Origin of the sequence: Streptosporangium pseudovulgare, assembly GCF_014648055.1 — a bacterium.
Classification (GTDB): Bacteria; Actinomycetota; Actinomycetes; order Streptosporangiales; family Streptosporangiaceae; genus Streptosporangium; species Streptosporangium pseudovulgare.
Map to the genome: position 1 here is coordinate 252,750 of NZ_BMQJ01000003.1, position 12,784 is coordinate 265,533.

Below are 12,784 nucleotides of genomic sequence, written 5' to 3' on the forward strand. Positions count from 1 at the left end.
GGTCGGACGCGGCCGGGCGGCGGGCCGGTGCGGCGGTCAGGCCGGGACGTGGTTGCGCAGCCGCAGCGCCCGGGGGTAGGGCGCGAAGTAGGTCTGGTCGCGGACGTACTCGGCGGCCTCGCCGCGCGCGTGGTGGCGCAGCAGGGTCGCCGGAACGCTGAGCGCCACCTCCCCGGCGCGGTAGGAGTCGATCACCTCCGCCAGGTCGGCCCGGCGGGTCTCGTCCAGGTGGTCCTTCATCATCCCCATGCAGTGCTGGAGGACGTTGACGTTGCGCCCGATGCTCGCCTTGTGGGTGAGGGCCGTGCGGAAGGCGTGGGCGTAGGCGGCGGCCAGCTCGTTCCGGGAGGCCGTTCCCGCCCGGGACACCACCTGCCCCGCCCGGTGGTAGGAGGCCGGGTCGTGGGCGAGCAGCTGCATCTTGTGCCGGGAGTGGAAGGCGATCAGGTCGCGCGGGCGCCAGTCGCTCTCCAGCAGCGCGCGCAGCCGGGCGTACGCGAAGATCCGCTCCACGAACGTCTCGCGGAGCAGGGCGTCGTTCAGCCGGCCCTCGTCCTCGACCGGCAGCAGCGGGTGGGCGTCCATGACGCGGGCCGCGAAGACGCCCATGGCTCCGCGGTCCACGACCCTGTCGCCCGCGTAGATCGGGATGCCGTGGATGCCGCAGCTGGGGCTCCTGGCCTTGAAGACGTAGCCGTCCACGTCCAGGGTGAGCGCCCGCTCGGCGGCCAGCGCGTTCATCCGGCCGGTCAGGTCCGTCCCGGTCTTCCTGGTGACCAGGCGGGGGCCGTCGGCCGAGCGCTCCAGGCGCAGCGATTCGCGCGGCGCTCCGAGGCCGATCTCCATCTCGGGGCAGACGCGCACCCAGTCGACGTACGGGTCCAGCTCCCCGCTGACGAAGCGGTCGCGGCTGTGCCCGCCGTTGAAGCGCACCGGGTCGCCCAGCAGGCAGCTCGACACCGCCACCCGCGGCCGGGGCTGCCGTTCCGTGTCGTTCCACTCGCCCATGTCATCCATGGTGTCCCCCCGGTCCGTGTCGTCCCGAGGGCGGGTCATGCCGCCGGGACGAGGATGTCCGACAGGCGGCGCAGGCCGCGCGCCGTACGGGCCTTGATCGTGCCGAGCGGCACGCTCAGCCTCTCGGCGATCTCCCGCTGGGTCAGTTCGCCGTAGTACGCCAGCTCGATGGCCTCACGCTGGGGTGCGGGCAGTTCGGCCAGCGCCCGCCGCAGTTCGTCGCGGGCGGCCACCCCGTCGCCGTCGGCCCGGCCGTCCGCGCCGGGCGGGTCGGCGACCACGTCCAGCGGCACCGTCTGCAGGGTCCGCGCCCGCAGGTGGTCGACGGCCCGGTTGTGGGCGATGCCGATCAGCCAGGCCGGCAGGTTGCGCTCGGGGTCGAAGCGGTGCCGTGAGCGCCACACCTCGGCGAACACGATCTGCTGCACGTCCTCGATGTCCTGCGGAGGGATGAAACGCCGCAGGTAGGAGCGGATGAGCGCGCCGTGCGCGGTGAGGCACTCGGCCAGCGCCGCGTCGTCGCCCTGCGCGAGCCGGACGTTCAGGGTGTCTGTCATGGTGGCCTCACTTACCCTGGAAACCTATTCAAAACTTATTCATACCCGCCGGCTTCCGGAAGCGCAAATGAACCCGCCGGTCAGAGCGGCGGGCAGGGTCGGTGGATCGGGTTCAGCGGACCGCTTCGCGGATCCGGGTGACCGCCTCCGGGAAGGACGTGACGAGGGCGGCCGACGGCGGCAACCCCTCCCGCCAGCCCGGGCCGCCCGCGACGATCCGGCTCGCCGGACGCAGCGTGGGCAGCGAACCGAGCGGCGCCGGGTCGCCGGTCTCGGACCGCTGCGACCAGACGAAGACCACCGCCGGGCTCAGCCGCCGCATCGCGTCGGCCAGGGCCGGATACGGGGTCCGGGCCCCCAGCACCCGGGTCTCCAGGCGGTGCACCGTGGCCAGCTCCGCCGCCAGGGCGTAGACCGGCAGGCTGTGCTGCTCCTCGGCGGCGCAGGCCAGCAGCACCGGGCGGTCGTTGACCGGCCGGGCGGGGCGCAGGACGAGCCGGGTCAGCGCGGCCAGCACCCGGTCGGAGAACAGGTGCTCGACCTCGACGCTCGCGCCGGTCTCGGCCTGGCGGTGGCAGATCGTCTCGAAGACCGGGAGCACCAGCTTCTCCCAGGTCCACACCACCCCGTGCCGCTCCAGTGCGGCGCCGATCCACTCGGCCACGGTCGAGCTGTCCAGCGCCACCGCGGCCCGCGCCAGCATCGCCACGGTCGGGATCCGCGCCCCCGCCCCCGGCGCGGCCGGGACGATCCGTCCCAGGACGGGGTCGCCCTGGGTGGTGGAGACGGCGGCGCCCAGGCCGGGGTCTGGACGCGGCAGCCCGTCGGAGGGGGCCTCCCGCCGGGCGGCCCCGGACCTGAGGACCTCCCGCGCCGCGTCGGCCGCCGGGACGCCGAGCTTGATGAGGCGGTTCATCTCCTCAAGGCGGCGCAGGTCGTCGGCGTCGTAGCGGCGGTGCCCCCCCGGGCTGCGGCGGCTGGGCCCGATGCCGTACCGGAGGTTCCAGGTGCGCAGCGTGGGCGCGGGCACGCCGAGCCGGCGCGCGACCGCGCCGATGCCGTACCCCGGCTCGTCCTCGGGGACCGGCCGGCCCGGTTCGTCCATTCTCGTCGTCACCCCGAATCCCTCCCCGGTCATCGCCTTGCACCAGCTTGCCAGCAGTGCGACGCCTCCGGTGCGGGGCGCCCGTCCACGACTACTCCTTCGTACGGCCCACCTGGGCGGATGCAGGACGCTCCGGAGGAGGCGGCCGGCGCGGCCCACGGCCGGTGCAACCGCTCCCGCCGCGTGGCCGGCCGGTGCAACCGCTCCCGGCCGGTCACGCGAAGTCATCGTCGATGGACACCGTCATCGTCTTGCTCAACCGCGACCTGAGGGTGCACGACCACCCGGCGCTCGCCGCCGCGTGCGCGGAGGCCCGCCGGGTCGTCCCTCTCTTCGTGCTGGACCCCTCCGTGCCCGCCGGCCGCCGGTCCGGGTTCCTGGCGGAGTCCCTCGCCGACCTGCGCCGGTCGCTCCGGGAGCGGGGCGGCGACCTCGTCGTCCGCCGGGGCGATCCGGTGGCCGAGACCGTCCGGCTGGCCCGGGAGATCACCGGCGGGGCCGACGGCGGATCCACCGGGGTCGTCGAGGCCGTCCACGTCAGCGCCGACGTCAGCGCCCTCGCGCGGCGCAGGGAGCGCCGCCTGGCCGAGGAGTGCGAGCGGCACCGGATGGGGTTCCGGGCCTTCCCCGGGGTGACGGTCGTGCCGCCGGGCGCGGTCACCCCCTCCGGGGGAGGGGATCACTACCGGGTCTTCACCCCCTACTGGCGGGCCTGGCAGACCCACTCCCGCCGCGAGGTCCTTCCCGCCCCGGCCAGGGTGACCCTCCCCGAGGGACTGGATCCCGGCGTCCCGCCGCCCGGCCATCCGCACCGGCCGCACGAGCTGTTCCGGGGCGGCGAGACGGTGGCGCGCCGGCGCATGCGGCAGTGGCTGAAGTACTGCGTGGCCGACTACGCCGCCGGTCACGACGACCTGGCCGGCAACCGCACCTCCAAGTTCAGCCCCTATCTGCGCTTCGGCTGCCTGTCGCCCCTGGAGCTCGCGTCCCTGGCCGAGGACGGCGACGACTTCGTCAGGCAGCTCTGCTGGCGCGACTTCTTCCACCAGGTGACGATGGCCTTCCCGGCCATCAACCGCGCCGACTACCGGCCGCGCGGGCTGACGTGGAACGACGACGCCGAGGCCCTCCGGGCGTGGAAGGAGGGCCGGACCGGGCTGCCGATCGTGGACGCCGGGATGCGGCAGCTCCTGGAGGAGGGCTGGATGCACAACCGCGCCCGGCTGCTGACCTCGTGGTTCCTGGTCAAACGGCTGCGGGTCGACTGGCGGGCGGGCGCCGACCACTTCTTCGGCCTCCTGCTCGACGGCGACGTGGCGAACAACTACGGCAACTGGCAGTGGGTCGCCGGGACCGGCAACGACACCCGGCCCAACCGGACCGTCAACCCGGTACGGCAGGCCCGGCGGTTCGACCCGGACGGGGAGTACGTCCGCCGCTACGTGCCCGAGCTCCGGAACGTCCCGCCGAAGACGCTCCACGAACCCTGGCGCCTGCCGTCGGGGGTCCGTGGCTATCCGCCGCCCCTTGTGTCCCCGGCCTGACCGGCCGGGCGCCGGATCGGCCGGTGGGGCTGACGGGGCCGCCCGGCGGTGACAAGCTCGGCGTGAAGGCAGCGCACGTCCCGAGCGGCTCGATGGAGGCCGGCATGTCGACGCCCCGCGTGGTCCCGTTCCTTCGCTACGAGGACGCCCCGGCGGCCGTGGCGTGGCTGGGTGAGGTCTTCGGGTTCCGCCCGCTGGCCGCCCCGCCCGGCGGCGGGGGGCCCGGACACACCCGGCTCGCGCTCGGGGACGCGGTGGTCGTGCTGGCCCCGGTCCGCGACAGCGAACCGTACCTGCGCAGCGCCCTGGACCTGCCCGCGGTCAGCCAGGGCGTGTTCGTGGTGGTGGACGATCTCGACGCCCACTACGAGCGGGCGGCGGGCCGGGGCGCGGAGATCGTGACGGAGATCGAAGCCACCCCCGACGGCGCCAGGGCCTACCTGGCCTTCGACCTGGAGGGCCAGCTCTGGGCCTTCGGGGACGGCTTCGCCTAGGTCCCGCGGGGCGTTCCGCGGCGCCCGGGTGCCGTTCCGCGGGCCCCGGCCGCGGCGAGGGGCCCCCGGCGACCTCGGCGGGCGGGACGATCCACGGAACAGGGCCTAGTGGTGGTGGTGGTCGTGCTCGCCGTCCTCGTCCTCCTCCGCGGGGCCCTCGGAGGGCTCGACGCCCAGCACGGCCTCGCGGGGCTCGATCGACTCGATGTGCTCGATCAGGCCGAGCACGTGGTCCGGCTCGATGAGCCACTGCAGCGCGGTCGCCCCGCTGTCGTCGGCGGAGACCAGCTCCGCCTGCTCCCGGCGCTCGGCGTCGTCGAGGTCGGCCTCGGGGTGGTTGATCTCCTTCAGCGCGGCGGCCTGGAGCGCGCCCAGGTCGTTCACCTCCACGGTCAGTTCGACCGTGAGGCGAAGATAACGTTCGGTGTCCGATTCATCACTCATGGTGGTAAATCTTAGTGCCCCCGGCGGGCCGGGCCGACCCGGGAGGTGGGACACGGAGGCCGGGAAGGGGATGATCCGCGGGACGGGACCCGCGGATCCGGGTGCTGTGCTCGCGGATCGGCCCGCCCGCCGCGGTCATCCGGCCGGGGGTCCGCGGTGGAGCCTAGGGGAGCCGCCAGTCGACCGGGTCGGCGCCCTGCTCCTCCAGCAGGTGGTTGGCGCGGCTGAACGGGCGGGAGCCGAAGAAGCCGTTGCGGGCCGACAGCGGGCTCGGGTGGGCCGACTCGACGGCCGGGTAGGGACGCAGCATCGGCTGCAGGTTGCGGGCGTCGCGTCCCCACAGGATCGCCACCAGCGGCTTGCCGCGTTCGGCGAGCGCCCGGATGGCCTGCTCGGTGACCTCCTCCCAGCCCTTGCCCCGGTGCGAGGCCGGCTTGCCCGGCATGACGGTGAGGACCCTGTTGAGCAGCAGCACGCCGTGCTCGGCCCAGGGGGTCAGGTCGCCGTTGCTCGGCATGGGCAGCCCGAGGTCCTCGGTCAGCTCCTTGTAGATGTTGCGCAGGCTGGCCGGGATCGGGCGCACGTCGGCGGCCACGGAGAAGCTCAGGCCGATCGGGTGGCCCGGCGTGGGGTAGGGATCCTGGCCGACGATCAGCACCTTCACCTGGTCGAAGGGCTGCTGGAAGGCGCGGAGGACGTTGGGGCCGGAGGGGAGGTACTGCCTGCCCTCGGCGACCTCCTTCCGGAGGAAGTCGCCCATCTCGGCGATCTTGCCGGCCACCGGCTCCAGGGCCTTGGCCCACCCGGCTTCCACGACTTCGTTCAAAGGGCGTGCGGACATGGGGAAACCCTATCGACCTTTGAGGTCCGGTACGGCTCGCCCGGGAAAACCGGGCAAGCCGTACCGGACCTGCCCCCTTACTTCACCGAGCCGGCCATCATTCCCTGGACGAAGTACCGCTGGAAGGCGAAGAAGAGCACCAGCGGGATGATCAGGGAGAGGAAGGCGCCCGGCGCCAGGATGTCGATGTTGGTGCCGAACTGCCGCATCTGCGACTGCAGGGCCTTGGTCATCGGCTGGTTGTCGGAGTCGGCGAACACCAGCGCGACGAGCAGGTCGTTCCAGACCCAGAGGAACTGGAAGATCCCCAGCGACGCGATCGCGGGCTTGGCCAGCGGGAACACCACGGTCGAGAAGATGCGCCACTCGCTCGCGCCGTCCATCCGCGCGGCCTCCAGCAGCGAGGCGGGGATGCCCACGAAGAAGTTGCGGAGCAGGAAGATGGCGAAGGGGAGCCCGAACGCGACGTGGAAGAGCACCACGCCGGCGATGGAGCCGAAGATCCCGAGAGCGCCGTAGAGCTTCGCGATCGGGATCAGCGCGATCTGGATCGGCACCACCAGCAGGCCGACGACCACGAGGAACAGCGGGTCCCGGCCGGGGAAGTCCATCCAGGCGAACGCGTAGGCCGCCATGGCCGCGATGCCGATCACCAGGATCGTGGCGGGCACCGTGATGGCCACGGTGTTCCAGAACGACGAGGTGAACCCGGTGGCCAGCAGGTCGCCGTAGCTCTTCAGGGTGAACTCGGCCGGCTTGGTGAACGCGGTCCACCAGCCGGTGGAGTTGTTGGCCGCCTCCTCGCGGATCGAGACCACGAACAGGCCGAGGGTGGGGACCAGCCAGAAGACGCCGATCAGGACCATCAGGGCCTGGATCACGCCGCCGCCGATCCGGTCCGTGACCCGGCTGAGGACGCCGCGCCGCGGGGCCCCGGCGATGGTGGAGGTTGTCACTGGTTGTCCCTCCTGAACCGGCGGATGTTGATGATCATGAACGGCAGGACGAGGATCAGCAGGAAGATCGCCAGCGCGCTGCCCAGACCCTGGTTGTTGCCGCCGCCGAAGGCGACCCGCCACATCTCCAGCGCGATCACGTTGGCCTGTGGCTGCACCGATCCCGGCGCGATGACGAAGACCAGGTCGAAGACCTTCAGGGTGTTGATGATCATCGTGACGAACACGACGAGCAGCACCGGCGACAGCAGCGGCACGGTGATCTTGCGGAACACCTGCCACTCCGTGGCGCCGTCGATGCGGGCCGCCTCCAGCGCGTCACGCGGGATGGCCGACAGGCCCGCCGCGATCAGCACCATGGAGAACCCGGCCCACACCCAGATGAAGGCCCCGATGATGGCCGGGGTGATCAGCGTCGGGCCGAGCCAGGAGACCCCGCCGAATGCCGCCTCGAAGTTCGACTGCGGCAGCCGTACGACGTAGTCGCCCGCGGACAGCCCGGTGAGGCGGAAGGTGCCGTCGGCGCCGGTGGTGGCGGTGGCCTTGACCTGGCCGTTCTGCACCGCCTCGACCGTCAGCCCCGCAAGGGCCTTCTCGGTGGGGTCGACCTCGTTGAGCCGTCCGCCGCCGCCCTGGGTGAAGTCCACCCAGACGGTGCCGGCCAGCTCGCCGGGCCCGGCCTGCGGCGCCGCCTTGGCCGTGGAGGCCGTGGCGAGGTCGGCGGGCTTCACGCCCACCAGCGGGACCAGCACGGCCTTGCCGGGCTGCGCGGGCTGCTTGGTCACCACCGCGCCCTGCTGGGCGGCGATGGGCGCCTGGTCGTTCTCCCGGGGCCGGGCGTCGGGGAAGCCGTTGTGGCTGCCGAAGACGCCCTGGACCGAGGTGATCACGGCGTTGGCCACGCCCCGGTCGGGGGCCTGCTCGTACACGAGCCGGAAGATGACGCCGGAGGCCATCAGGGAGACGGCCATCGGCATGAAGACGATCAGCTTGAACGCGGTCGCCCAGCGGATCCGCTCGGTCAGCACCGCGAAGATCAGGCCGATCACGGTCACCATGGCGGGGGCCACCACGACCCAGATCAGGTTGTTCCTGATCGTGGTGAGGGTGCCGGAGTCGGAGAAGATCGCCCCGTAGTTCTCCAGCCCGACGAAGGCGTTCCCGGTGCTGTCGTAGAGGCTGCGGAAGATCGAGTAGATGATCGGGTAGATCACCATCGCGCCGAGCAGCACCACGCCCGGCAGCAGGAACAGGATCGCCAGCGTCGGCGACGGTCCCAGCCGGGAGGGGCCGCGCACCGCCCCGGGCGCGGCCGGCCCGGCGGTGGCGATCTCCGGCTCGACGGCCGGCGTCATCCGCTCGGCGGGGTCGGCGGAGGTGGCGGGGGTCACGTCGGCGAGGGCGGGGTGGACATCCCCGTCCGCGCCGGTGCCGGGGCCGGTGGCCTCGGCCGCGTCACCGGCGGTCCCGGTGGCGCCGCCGGTTCCGGCGGTGGTCCCGGCGTCCGCCGGGGAGGGGGAGTCCTCGTGTGGGCCGGCGGGGGAGCCGGCTGCGTCATCCGGTCCGGGAGAGGACCCGCGGGCGGCGTCGCCGCCGCCGCGCGGGGCCCGCGGGCCGTCCAACCGTTCGGTCACGGCCGCTCTCCTCTACTTCCAGGCCTTCTTGGCCTCGGCCTCGAGCTTCTCCTGGATGTCCTTGATCTTGGAGGGGTCGCGGACGAAGTCCTGCAGGAGCTTCCACTCGCCCTTGCCGTCGGTGCCGCCGAAGGCGCTGGGCGCGAGGTCGGACATGTCGTAGCGGACGGCCTCACCGGCCGAGACGATCGTCTGGGCGAGCTTCTTGGTCAGCTCGGAGGGGTAGTTGTCGGGCGAGACGTTGCGGTTGGGCGACAGGTAGCCGGGGAGCTTGGCCCAGACCTCGCCGCCCTCCTTGGAGGCGAGGAACTCCATCAGCGCCATCGCGCCCTTGGACTCCTTCATCACCACCGCGATGTCGCCGCCCAGCACGACCGGCTCGGTGTCACCGGCCTTGGGGAACGGGAAGTACTTCGCCTCCTCGCCCACCTTGGCCTTGGACTCCTCGGCGGTGGTGCCGACGAAGTCGGCCTCGATGACCATCGCCGCCTTGTCCTGGCCGTAGACCTGGGTGACGCAGGTGGGGAAGTCGGTCTGCAGGGCGCCGGAGGTGTCGCCGAGCAGGAACTCCTTCTTGCCGACGAGCTGGCCGATCTTCTCCAGCGCGGTGGTGACCGAGGGGTCGGTCCAGGGGATCTCGTGCTTGGAGAGCTTGGTGTAGTTCTCCGGGCCCGCGCTGGACAGGTAGACGTTCTCGAACAGGTCGGTCAGGGTCCAGCCGGAGGCGCCGCACAGGGCGAACGGCGGGGTGCCGGAGTCGGCGATCGTCTGGGCGGTCTTGACGAACTCGTCCCAGTTGGTGGGCGGCTGCGCGCCGGCGTCCTGGAAGGCCTGGTCGCGGTACCAGACCAGCGACTTGTGCGCCGCCTTCATCAGCACGCCGTAGACCTTGCCGTCGGCGGAGCCCAGCTCCTTCCAGTACGGGGTGTAGTTGTCGTCGAGCTGCTTCTGCACCTCGGGGGCGAGCTCCTTGAGCGAGCCGTCCTTGGCGTACTGCTGCAGCAGGCCCGGCTGCGGCAGGATCGCGATGTCCGGCGGGTTGCCGCCCTGGATGCGCGGGCCGAGGTAGGCGCCGGTGTCCTCACCGGTGGAGGCGTAGGTGACCTTGGCGCCGGTCTTGGCCTCGAAGGCCTTGAGGACCTGCTCGAAGTTGGCCTGCTCGGCGCCCGTCCACTTGGCGGCGACCTCGATCTTCACGCCGTCGAGGGTCTTGGCCGCCGGGGCCGAGCTGCCGCTCGCCGCGGCGGAGGGCGAGGCGGCGTCGCCGCTCTGGCCGCCGCAGGCGGCGAGCGCGAGCGCCAGGCCCGCGGTGGTCATCGTGATGACGGACTTGCGCATGCTGGGAAGACCTCCTGTGCTGGCGGAGAACCCGGGGAGCCGGGTCTTCCGGGGGGTGATGGAGAAGGGGAAGCCGCGCCGCGCGAGAACGGGGATGACGACTCGCCGAGGGGATCACCCTCGGTCACTGAGTCCGTATGATCTCGCTGAGCTGGCCTTTCATGGAGGCGACGATGTCGCCGTCGTCCTCCTCCTGGGGGTGCGTGAGGGCGTTGGAGACCGCACTGGCGATCACCAGGCTCACCTGGTTGTAGTTGGCGCTCGCCGGTCTGGGGCGGGCGGACAGGATGCTCTGCTTCAGGACCGGCAGGTAGGGGAATCGTTTGATCAGGCCGGGGTCGTCGTACAGCTCGGCCCACACGGGCGGGAACGAGCCGTCGGCGAGCACCCGGCGCTGGTTCTCCAGGCCGGTGAAGTAGCGGATGAACTCCACCGCCGACTTCTGCCGCTTGGAGAAGGCGCTGACCGCGAGGTTGACCCCGCCCAGCGAGCTGGAGCCGGGGCCGTTGAGACCGGGCAGCCGGGTCACCCCGAACTTCTCACCGACCGCCGAGGCGGTGGCCGGGCCGTAGGCGTGCGGCCAGTTCCTGGCGAAGGCCAGGCGGCCCTCCTGGAACGCCAGCCGCGACTCCTCCTCCTTGAAGGAGAGGGCCTCGGCCGGGATCCATCCCTCCCGGACGCCGCCGGTCAGGAAGTCCAGGCCCGCCTTGGCGCGGTCGGTGTCCATGGCGACCCGCGTGCCGTCCGGGCTGAGGATGTCGGTGCCGGCCGACTGCACGGCCTCGGCGAAGTTGACGGTCAGCCCCTCGTAGGCGAGGAACTGCCCGGCGTAGCCGCCGACGCCGTACTTCCCGTGCAGGGTCCTGGCCTGCTCCCGCAGCTCCGCCCAGGTCGTGGGCGGCTTGAAGCCCTGCTCGGCGAGCAGGTCCTTGCGGTAGTAGAGCAGGCCGGCGTTGCTGGTGTACGGCACCGCCCAGAGCTTGCCCCGGTAGACCGCGGTGTCGACCACCGGCGGCAGGAACCGGCCCAGCGGGAACATGCCGCGGTCGAGCGGCACGATCCAGCCGGCGTCGGCGAACTCCGCCGTCCAGACCACGTCGAGGCCGAGAACGTCGTAACGTTCGCTCTTGGCCTGAAGGTTGGCGACCATCTGGGCGCGCTGCTCGTCGGCCGCCTCCGGAAGCTCCAGAAGGGTGACGCGCTCGGCCGGATGGGCCTCGTTCCAGCGGTCCAGGAGCGGCTGGAGATACCCGGTCGTGTCCCGTCCCGTGACGAAGGTGATCGGACCGGTCCCGCTCGACCGTTCCGGCGTCTCCTGCGTGACGGCCCCCGAGCATCCCGCCGCCAGCAGCGCGGCGAGCGCGACCGGGAGCAGCCTGCGCATGATTGCCACCTCGTTTCGGTGCGGTTACATACGTGTTAGGTAGATGCATGCATGTTATGCACAGCGTTAATGTGGACGTCAACGGATAGTGCCGTAACGCTCAGGTAACGAGCTCCTGGAGGAGGTGGGGGGTGAGGCTGTCGCTGCTGGCGCTCCTCGCGAAGGAACCTGCCCACGGCTACGAGCTCAAACAGGCGCTTGAGCAGATATTCGGCCGGGCGTACCCCTCGCCGAACATCGGGCAGATCTACGTGACACTGGGTCGTCTGGAGAAGGACGGCCTGGTGAAGGCGGTGGACGTCGAGCAGTCCAACCGGCCGAACAAGAAGGTGTACTATCTCACCGCCAAGGGCCGGGAAGCCCTCGACGCGTGGGCCGACGAGCCCACCGAGGGACCCCGGGTCCGGGACGAGTTCTTCATGAAGCTCGTGCTGGCCCCGATGACCGGCGTCGCGGACCGGACGGCGCTGATCAACCGCCAGCGCCGCCACTACCTCGCGCTCATGCGCGACCTCAACGAACTGGCCGAGCGGACCGACCGGGGGGATCGCGTCGCGCTCCTGCTGATAGAGGGGGCCATGCTGCACCTGCAGGCCGACCTCGACTGGCTCGAACGCTGTCAGGAGGACCTCCCGTGAGTCCACCCCCCATCGTCAACACCGTCAACCTCGTCAGGATCTACCAGGACGGCGGGGTTCCGGTGCCCGCCGTACGAGGGGTGGACCTGAAGGTCGAGGCGGGGGAGTTCGTCGCGATCATGGGGCCGTCCGGGTCGGGCAAGTCGACCCTGGTTCACATGCTCGGCGGCCTGGACGCCCGGACCAGCGGTGAGATCTGGCTCGACGGCTCCCGCGTCGACACGCTGAGTGAGAGCGCCTGGGCGCTGCTGCGCCGCAGGAAGATCGGTTTCGTCTTCCAGTTCTTCAACCTGGTCGCCAACATGACCGTCGCCGACAACGTCGAGCTGCCCGCGCTGCTGGCCGGAGCCTCCCCGCGCGAGGCCCGCGAGCGCCGGGAGTACCTCCTCGGCGAGCTCGGCCTGGCCGACCGCGCCGACGCCGCCCCCGCCCAGCTCGCCGGCGGCGAGCAGCAGCGGGTCGCGCTGGCCCGCGCGCTGGCCAACCGGCCGAGCCTGCTGCTGGCCGACGAGCCCACCGGCAACCTCGACAGCCGCAACACCCGCGACGTCCTGCGCCTGCTCGGCGAGGTCCACCGCGACGGCCAGACCATCATCCTGGTCACCCACGACGCCCGGGTGGCCAGCCTGGCCGACCGCGTGGTCTCCCTGCTCGACGGCCAGATCGTCGACGACGGAGCCGTCGGTCCGGTACGGCGCCGCCCCCGCGCCTCCGCGGGCGACGTCGTCGAGCTGAGGAGCTAGCCGCCGATGAGCACGACCGGCCGGCCGCCGGCCCATCCGCCCGCGCGCCCGGAGCGGCGCGTCGTCCCCGCCCACCCGGGATCCCCGGC

At 72.0% G+C, this 12,784-nt stretch carries 13 protein-coding genes; 4 read left to right on the forward strand and 9 right to left on the reverse strand.

The annotated features are described in order from the left end of the window. Window positions 1–36: 36 nt before the first annotated feature. The 3 genes from IEZ10_RS08390 to IEZ10_RS08400 form a co-directional block, all read right to left on the reverse strand. Window positions 37–1,008: a YbgA family protein gene (locus IEZ10_RS08390; RefSeq protein WP_189245911.1), complete on the reverse strand. Its 972-nt coding sequence runs from the start codon at window positions 1,006–1,008 to the stop codon at window positions 37–39. Window positions 1,009–1,052: 44 nt separating this feature from the next. Next, window positions 1,053–1,574 (reverse strand): RNA polymerase sigma factor, encoded by a 522-nt coding sequence (locus tag IEZ10_RS08395; RefSeq protein ID WP_189245912.1) that lies wholly within the window; start codon window positions 1,572–1,574, stop codon window positions 1,053–1,055. Window positions 1,575–1,686: 112 nt separating this feature from the next. Then, window positions 1,687–2,691, reverse strand: coding sequence for a MerR family transcriptional regulator (locus tag IEZ10_RS08400; RefSeq protein WP_229811071.1), 1,005 nt, complete (start codon window positions 2,689–2,691; stop codon window positions 1,687–1,689). 221 nt (window positions 2,692–2,912) lie between these two features. Between IEZ10_RS08400 and IEZ10_RS08405 the strand changes: the two genes are divergently transcribed. Together IEZ10_RS08405 and IEZ10_RS08410 are read left to right on the forward strand one after the other, a co-directional pair. Next, complete coding sequence (locus tag IEZ10_RS08405; protein WP_189245913.1) at window positions 2,913–4,223, forward strand: cryptochrome/photolyase family protein; 1,311 nt, start codon at window positions 2,913–2,915, stop codon at window positions 4,221–4,223. 104 nt (window positions 4,224–4,327) lie between these two features. Beyond that, window positions 4,328–4,717: a VOC family protein gene (locus tag IEZ10_RS08410; RefSeq protein WP_189245914.1), complete on the forward strand. Its 390-nt coding sequence runs from the start codon at window positions 4,328–4,330 to the stop codon at window positions 4,715–4,717. A gap of 105 nt (window positions 4,718–4,822) precedes the next feature. Here the strand turns inward: IEZ10_RS08410 and IEZ10_RS08415 are convergent, their stop codons facing one another. The 6 genes from IEZ10_RS08415 to IEZ10_RS08440 form a co-directional block, all read right to left on the reverse strand. Then, window positions 4,823–5,161 (reverse strand): hypothetical protein, encoded by a 339-nt coding sequence (locus IEZ10_RS08415; protein ID WP_189245915.1) that lies wholly within the window; start codon window positions 5,159–5,161, stop codon window positions 4,823–4,825. Between the two features lie 163 nt (window positions 5,162–5,324). Continuing rightward, entirely contained in the window at window positions 5,325–6,002 is a 678-nt protein-coding gene (locus IEZ10_RS08420) for a uracil-DNA glycosylase (protein WP_189245916.1), read from the reverse strand. A 77-nt stretch (window positions 6,003–6,079) separates the two neighbouring features. Then, entirely contained in the window at window positions 6,080–6,958 is an 879-nt protein-coding gene (locus IEZ10_RS08425; RefSeq protein WP_179819253.1) for a carbohydrate ABC transporter permease, read from the reverse strand. Next, the gene (locus IEZ10_RS08430) at window positions 6,955–8,313 is read right to left on the reverse strand and encodes an ABC transporter permease subunit (RefSeq protein ID WP_189246138.1); all 1,359 of its coding nucleotides are present in this window, start codon (window positions 8,311–8,313) and stop codon (window positions 6,955–6,957) included. The genes IEZ10_RS08425 and IEZ10_RS08430 overlap by 4 nt, the downstream gene beginning before the upstream one ends. 291 nt (window positions 8,314–8,604) lie before the next feature. Further along, entirely contained in the window at window positions 8,605–9,930 is a 1,326-nt protein-coding gene (locus IEZ10_RS08435; RefSeq protein WP_189245917.1) for an ABC transporter substrate-binding protein, read from the reverse strand. A 124-nt stretch (window positions 9,931–10,054) separates the two neighbouring features. Beyond that, window positions 10,055–11,314: an ABC transporter substrate-binding protein gene (locus IEZ10_RS08440; RefSeq protein WP_189245918.1), complete on the reverse strand. Its 1,260-nt coding sequence runs from the start codon at window positions 11,312–11,314 to the stop codon at window positions 10,055–10,057. Window positions 11,315–11,445: 131 nt separating this feature from the next. Between IEZ10_RS08440 and IEZ10_RS08445 the strand changes: the two genes are divergently transcribed. Together IEZ10_RS08445 and IEZ10_RS08450 are read left to right on the forward strand one after the other, a co-directional pair. Further along, window positions 11,446–11,952, forward strand: coding sequence for a PadR family transcriptional regulator (locus IEZ10_RS08445; RefSeq protein ID WP_189245919.1), 507 nt, complete (start codon window positions 11,446–11,448; stop codon window positions 11,950–11,952). Continuing rightward, a complete protein-coding gene (locus IEZ10_RS08450; RefSeq protein WP_179819249.1) occupies window positions 11,949–12,695 on the forward strand; it encodes an ABC transporter ATP-binding protein in 747 nt (248 codons plus the stop codon). The genes IEZ10_RS08445 and IEZ10_RS08450 overlap by 4 nt, the downstream gene beginning before the upstream one ends. Window positions 12,696–12,784 lie beyond the last annotated feature (89 nt).